Genomic DNA, 6407 nt, shown 5'->3' with positions numbered 1-6407 from the left:
CATCACCTCGATCGGCTGCCAGCCGCCGGCCCCGCGGAGGCGGGCTGGGCGGCCCCGATCCGAAGCCTCGGTCTCGACGTCGACGCAGTACCACCGCGTGGTGCGGGAAGTGGCCCAGCCTGCCTCGGCGCAGAGCCGCGCGTCGGCCTCCTGCAGCGCGCGGTGGGACGCCGCGAAGGCAGCCCGCGGATGCAGCACGAGGACCAAAGCGTAACCCGGTTGCAGCTGTCGAACGATATAGCTCCGGCGATGCGCGCGCACCGTGATCTGGCGCGGCGCGCCGAGGGGCCAGCCGGCGACCTCGGCCAACACGATCTGCCAGTGGGCCGCCGTGACCTTCACGTCGAAGGGATCGAGCCGGCCCGCATAGTCGATGGTCTCCCCCTCGAAATCCACGAGCGCGGCGGCATGCGCGCCCGGAATCGCGCACAGAAGATCCTCGAGGATCGAGGTGAACGAGGAGGGCGCCTGGTCGCGCGGCAGCCCGCGCTGGCTCCGCTTACGAGTTCCGTTGCGCGAGGTCGTCATGGCTCGATCCGAACGAGCTCGAGCAGCGCGTCGACGCCACCGACGATCTTCGGCTCGCGCCGCAGCACCTCGAGGAGCCTGGCCTGCGCGGCGCGCGCGCGCTCGGTCACGACCTCGTCGCGCACCAGACCGCGTCGCTCCTCGACAGGTATCACCTGCGCCGGGATGCGCTCGAGGAGCATGATGACGTGCACGCCGAACGACGACGCGACCGGCGCGCCGAGGTCTCCGCGCGCGTTCAGCGACGCCGCAGCGCGCGAGAACTCGACGTCGAAATGCTGCGGCTCCGGGCTGAGCACGCGGCCCGCGGCCGTCACCGGCGGGAGCGCCTCCGCGACGACCTCGAGGCCCTCCGCAGGCACGCCCTTCGCGGCGCGGATGAACGCGTCGGCGGCCGGATCGCTGGGAGCTTGCCGCGCCCCCGCGGCGGGCGGCGGCTCGGAGCTCCGGGCGACCTCGCGCGAGGACAGCACCGCCGTCCGGATCGCGTCGGCGAGCGCCCGCGCCTTATCACGGGTGGCCTCGCCGGCGTCCGCCGAGAGCCGCACGACGGCGTGAACGGTGCGGTATCCCTCGGGTCGATCGAGGTCGAGCCAGTGCCGTTCGGTCGCCGCGCGCAGCTCGTCGTCCGTCACGGGGCCGGCGTTCTCCGCCTCCTCTTTCAGTCGGTGGAGCAGGCGGCGCGCGAGCACCGCGCTGATGTCGCGCTGCACGTCGGCGTCGCGATCGAGGCCGCGGTCTCGCGCCGCGGCGGCGAGGAGCGCGTCGCGGATCGCGGCGTCCCGGGCCTGCGCGGGCGAGATGTGCTGCGCCGCCGCGATGCGAGCCACCGATTCTACGGAGATGTCGAGCGCGCCCACGCGGGCCGCCACGTCGGCCGGGAGCGGCGGCGCCCCCCGCGCGGACGTCGACGACGCGGCCCAGGCCGCGCACGCGCACAGGCACGCGACGGCCGCGATCCCTCGGCGCCCAGGGCTCACGCGCTGCCCCCGCGGGGGCGAAGGATCTCCGTGGACGCCTTGAGCGAGAGCCCGCCGATCACCAGGAGGTAGATGGCCTTGAAATCCTGGCGATCGCCGAGCGCGTGGACACCGAAGGCGAAGGAGAACGCGGCGGCGACGAGGAGCAGAATCGCGAAGACATCGACTGCGCGGGACACGCGCGTGAGTGTAACGCGATTTGACGTGGAACCGGCGGGGATGCGGGGCCGCTGCAGGGCAGCGGCTCTCGGCGAGCGGCGGCCGGGCCGCTGCTCAGCGCAGCATCATCACGACCGCCCCCAGGACGGCGAAGACGATCAAGACCAGCAGCTGCCGGACGGCGCGGTGGGTGAGCCGCCGCGCGCCCGCCGTGTGTCGGCGGCCGCGGGCGACCGCGACGCCGGAGGCCGCGGTGATCAGGGCGACGGCGCAGGCCACGGCGACGGCCTGGGCCAGGAGGGCGCGGTCCGGGTCCCGGACCCGCCACGCGAGCACGAGGATGGCGAGGCTCACCAGCGCGCCGAACGCGACGATCACGGCGGCGAGCGGGGGCAGGTGGGCCCGAGGCTGCAGGAGGGGGACGTCCGGGTCCGGCTCCGGCGGGCGCCGCACCTCCCAGCGGTCGCGCCAGGAAAGCGCGAAGAGGCCCCAGGCGATCCCACCGATGGCCGCCCGGACCGGGTCGAGGCGGGACGGCTGAAGGGAGGGCGCGGCGAGCAGCCACGTCAGCGTGACGAGCGCCAGAAAGACAGAGATGCCGAGGTGCCGCGCCGCCCGGCGGTGGGAGGCGGCGAGCAGCGGCGCGGCGATGCCGCACAGGAAGGCGAGCGAGGCGGCGACGCTGGCGGACACGGGCGCGCCGCGGCCGAACCCGGCAGGAGCGACCGTGATCATCCAGGCGACGACCGCCGCCAGCAACGCCTGCGGGGCGCGCCCCTCCCCGAGGCCCCGGCGCCCCGCTCCGGGCTGCGCCGGCTCGGGGCCATCCGCCGCGGACGGTCCATCGCCCCTGCGCGCCAGCGTTCCGCCGCGCTCGCCGGACGCGGTCGCCTCCGCCTCGCGCGGAGCGCCGATCGAGATCGCGCCGGGAGCCTCCGTGCTCATGCGCGAGCCGCTAGGCCAGGTTTCTGAGCAGGTGGCCCACGGGCAGCACATCCGGCGCCGGCGCGCCGGCGCCTGCCTCGCTGCTCGCGCCCCCCTCCTCCCGGGCGACCTCGAGCCCGAGCCGCTTCCAGAGGCCCGTGTCGAAGAGGTGGCTCGGGCGCACGTTGCCGAGGGCGGCGAGCATGTTCTGCCGGGCCCCGGGGTGGCGCTCGTCGAGCTCCGCGAGCAGCCGGCTCACGGCCTTGCGCTGGAGGTTCTCCTGTGACCCGCACAGATCGCAGGGAATGATGGGGAAGCGCTCCTCCGCGGCGAACGCGGCGAGCTCGGCCTCGGCGCAGTAGATGAGCGGGCGGATCACGACGTTGTCGCCGTCGTCGGAGATGAGCTTCGGCGGCATGGACTTCAGCTGGCCGGCGAAGATCAGGTTCAACAGCAGCGTCGTCACGGCGTCGTCGCGGTGGTGGCCAAGGGCGATCTTGGAGCACCCGAGCTCGCGCGCGACGCGGTAGAGGATGCCTCGCCGCAGGCGGGAGCACAGCGAGCAGTACGTCTTGTTCTCGGGGATCTTCTCGGTGACGATCGAGTAGGTGTCCTCGGAGATCATCCGGAACTCGTGGCCGCCCGCGGCCATGTAGTCGGACAGGAGGTGCCCGGGATAGCCAGGGTGTCCCTGGTCGATGTTGACCGCGATCACGCTGAACCGGACCGGCGCGCGGCGCGCGAGGTCGACGAGGAGCGCGTGCAGCGCGTAGCTGTCCTTGCCCCCCGAGACGGCGCAGAGGATCCGATCGCCGTCGGCGATCATGTCGAAGTCGGTGATGGCGCGGCCCATGGCGCGCGCGAGCTTACGGCGGAGTTGCACGGTTCAGCCGGTGAAGCCTTCGACGAGGCGGAGGAAGGTAAGCACGCCGTGACCCGTCCCGCCCTTGGAGAAGATGCCGTAGGGCTTGCTCGCCATCGACGGGCCGGCGATGTCCACGTGGGCCCAGGGGACGTCCCCCACGAACTCGCGCAGGAACAGGGCCGCGGTGATCGCCCCGCCCCAGCGGTCGGCCGTGTGCTTGATGTCGGCCCAGTCGCTCTTCAGGCCGTCGCGGAGCTCGTCGACCAGCGGCAGCTGCCACATCGACTCGCCCGCCGCCTTCGCGGCGCCCCGCAGGCGATCCGCGAGATCCTCGCGGTTCGAGAAGAAGCCCGACACCGTGGGGCCGAGGGCCACGACGCAGGCGCCCGTGAGGGTCGCGTTGTCGACGATGAGATCCGGCTTGAGCGCGCGCGCATAGGCGAGGCAGTCGGCGAGGACGAGGCGCCCCTCGGCGTCGGTGTTGATGATCTCCACCGTCCTGCCGTCGAGGGAGCCGAAGATGTCGCCCGGCCGGTAGGCCGCGCCGTCGGGCATGTTCTCGGCCGTGCCGATGATGCCGTGGACCTCGACGCTCGGCTTGGCGGCCGCGACGGCGGCCATCAGCGCGATCACGTTCGCGGCGCCGCCCATGTCGCCCTTCATCTCTTCCATGCCCTGAGCGGGCTTGATGCAGAGGCCGCCGCTGTCGAACGTCAGCCCCTTGCCCACGAAGACCAGCTTCCCCTTCGGCTTGCCGGGAGGCGCGTAGATCATGTGGACCAGCCGGGGCTCCCGCGCGCTCCCCTGCCCCACCGCCATGATGAGCTTCATGCCCCGCTTGATCAGCGCGGCCTTGTCGAACACCGTCACCTTGAGGCCGTGCTGCTTGCCGACCTCGGCGGCGACGCGCGCGAGCGCCTCCGGATACATCTCGTTCGGCGGCTCATTGACGAGGTCGCGCGCGACGCAGATCGCCTCGCCGACCTGCTGGCCGAGCGCGACGGCGTCGCGCGCCGCCTTGCCCGGCTTGCCCTCGACGACCACGGTGCCGCGCGCGAGCCCGAACTTGGGCACGCGATCGCCCGTGAAGTAGCGGGTGAACCGGTAGGACCCGAGCACGAGGCCCTCGGCGGCAGACCGCTCCGCGCGCTCGACGCCGGGCGGCACCACGACCGCGACGCTCTCGGCGCGCACGCCGCTCGCGAAGCGCGCCCCCTTCGCCGCGAGCAGCCGGACATCGACGTCGGTGAGCTTGCCGGACCCGAGCCCGAGCAGCAGCACGCGGCCAGGCTTCAGCGCGCCGCGCGTCGTGAAATCGACGCTCTGATCCCTCTTCCCCGTGAAGTCGTCACGCTTGACCTGGTGGGCCACGGACTCGCCAAGCGCCTCCACGAGCCTCGCGAGCACGCCCTCACCCGTCGAAGCGCCTTCAGGCACGCCGATGACGAGGACGTCGACGGCGAGGCTCAGCGGGTCTGACGAGGCGAGGTTCACTTTGATCGGCATGCGGTCTCCTGAGCCCGGACGGGGGGGGTGTATCCAGCGCGGCATCTAATCACGAAGGGCTAACCCCGTCGACGTGGACGATGCCGCAGGCGATCGGCCCGAGGCGCGGGGGAGCGCGCTCCCGGGCGCGGGGGGTGCGGCGCCGCTCGGGCTTGGCGATCGGCGACCGGCAGCGACGGGCGCCGCGGCGCCTCTGCGGCGGGTCGCGCGGCGCCTCCGCCGGCGGTGCCCCGCGCGGCGACGCTCACGGGGACGGCGGCCCGAGCGTCCCGCCCCGAGCGGCTGATCGATGGGCGTCAGCGCCCCGACCTGTAGATGTGGATGACGTCGGCGAGGAGCTTCAGCGCCTCGGCGCGCGGGCGCTGGAACGCGTTGCGCCCCATGATCGAGCCAAAGGACCCGCCCGCGGCCATCTCGCGCACCTCCTCCAGCACGGCGTCCGTCGCCTTGGACTCGCCGCCCGAGAAGATCACCACCCGCTTCCCGTTGAAGGTCGCCTGCACGACGTGGCGGACCCGCTCGGCGAGCGTCTGGATGGGGATTCCGTATTTTTCGTACATCTTTCTCGCCTCCTCCTGCTCGACATGAGCCGTCGGCGGCTTGACCTTGATGATGTGCGCGCCGAGCTGAGCCGCGATGGTCGCCGCGTAGGCGCAGACGTCGACGGCCGTCTCGCCCTGCTTCGACAGCCCGGCGCCGCGCGGGTAGCTCCAGACGATGACGACCAGGCCCTTGCGCCTGGCCTCGAGGGCGATCTCGCGGAGGTCCTCGTACATCCGGTTTCTCGCGCCGGACCCGGGGTAGATGGTGTAGCCGACGCCGACGCAGCCGAGTCGGAGCGCGTCGTCGACCGATCCGGTCACCGCGGACAGGGGTTGCTCCACTTTCGCCAGCGTGTCGCTGTTGTTGAGCTTCAAGATCAGCGGCACCTGCCCCGCGAACCTGGCCGCGCCCGCCTGCAACGACCCGAGCGGCGCCGCATACGCGTTGCACCCAGCGTCGATCGCGAGCTGAAAGAGGTAGTCGGGATCGTAGGCTTCGGGGTTCGGAGCGAACGATCGCACGGGGCCGTGCTCGAAGCCTTGGTCCACGGGCAGGATCACCATCTTGCCGGTGCCCGCGAGCGCGCCGTGGTTGAGCAGCCGGACGAGGTTCGTCAGCGTGCCGGGGTTCTCCGAGGCGTACCAAGAGAGGATCTGCTCTACGCGGGAGGTGAGCGCCATGAATCACTCCGTGGAGGGGTTGCTGCCGGAACGCGCGGCCGACCTGGGCGTGAGCCCGAGCCGCCCTGCCCGTGGCCCCGGGCCGAGGCCAGCGAGCGAGGGAGCCCTGGCATCGTCCGAGGACCCGAGACGAACGTATCGAGCCGAACACCCCGGTAGATCAGCGCTTGGAGGATGTTGTACGGAGCCGTCGGATACGCAATTCTCGTGGCCGCGCCGTTC

7 protein-coding genes (1 of these 7 running past the window's edge) are annotated in these 6407 nt (G+C 72.5%); all 7 read right to left on the bottom strand.

Annotation, left to right across the window (positions count from 1 at the left end):
* Positions 1-528 carry the 5' portion of a hypothetical protein gene (locus tag NQZ70_RS15955; RefSeq protein ID WP_129574974.1) on the bottom strand. It extends 126 nt beyond the left edge of the window, so the window shows 528 of its 654 coding nt (coding positions 1-528); its start codon is at positions 526-528; its stop codon lies beyond the left edge, outside the window.
* On the bottom strand, positions 525-1508 hold the full coding sequence (locus tag NQZ70_RS15950) for a peptidyl-prolyl cis-trans isomerase (protein WP_129574973.1): 984 nt from the start codon (positions 1506-1508) through the stop codon (positions 525-527). The genes NQZ70_RS15955 and NQZ70_RS15950 overlap by 4 nt, the downstream gene beginning before the upstream one ends.
* The gene (locus NQZ70_RS15945; protein ID WP_020735049.1) at positions 1505-1687 is read right to left on the bottom strand and encodes a hypothetical protein; all 183 of its coding nucleotides are present in this window, start codon (positions 1685-1687) and stop codon (positions 1505-1507) included. Before NQZ70_RS15945 ends, NQZ70_RS15950 begins: the two co-directional genes overlap by 4 nt.
* Positions 1688-1781: 94 nt before the next feature.
* Complete coding sequence (locus NQZ70_RS15940) at positions 1782-2612, bottom strand: hypothetical protein (protein ID WP_129574972.1); 831 nt, start codon at positions 2610-2612, stop codon at positions 1782-1784.
* Positions 2613-2622: 10 nt separating this feature from the next.
* Entirely contained in the window at positions 2623-3474 is an 852-nt protein-coding gene (ttcA, locus tag NQZ70_RS15935) for a tRNA 2-thiocytidine(32) synthetase TtcA (protein WP_129574971.1), read from the bottom strand.
* Positions 3475-3477: 3 nt separating this feature from the next.
* Positions 3478-4962, bottom strand: coding sequence for a leucyl aminopeptidase (locus NQZ70_RS15930; RefSeq protein ID WP_129574970.1), 1485 nt, complete (start codon positions 4960-4962; stop codon positions 3478-3480).
* A 296-nt stretch (positions 4963-5258) separates the two neighbouring features.
* Complete coding sequence (locus NQZ70_RS15925; RefSeq protein WP_129574969.1) at positions 5259-6185, bottom strand: class I fructose-bisphosphate aldolase; 927 nt, start codon at positions 6183-6185, stop codon at positions 5259-5261.
* Between the last annotated feature and the right edge of the window lie 222 nt (positions 6186-6407).

This window comes from Sorangium sp. So ce836, from assembly GCF_028553905.1.
In the GTDB taxonomy this organism is placed as follows: Bacteria; Myxococcota_A; Polyangia; order Polyangiales; family Polyangiaceae; genus Sorangium; species Sorangium cellulosum_D.
Note: the sequence above shows the minus strand (reverse complement) of the source record. Positions and strands in the feature narration are given on the sequence as shown.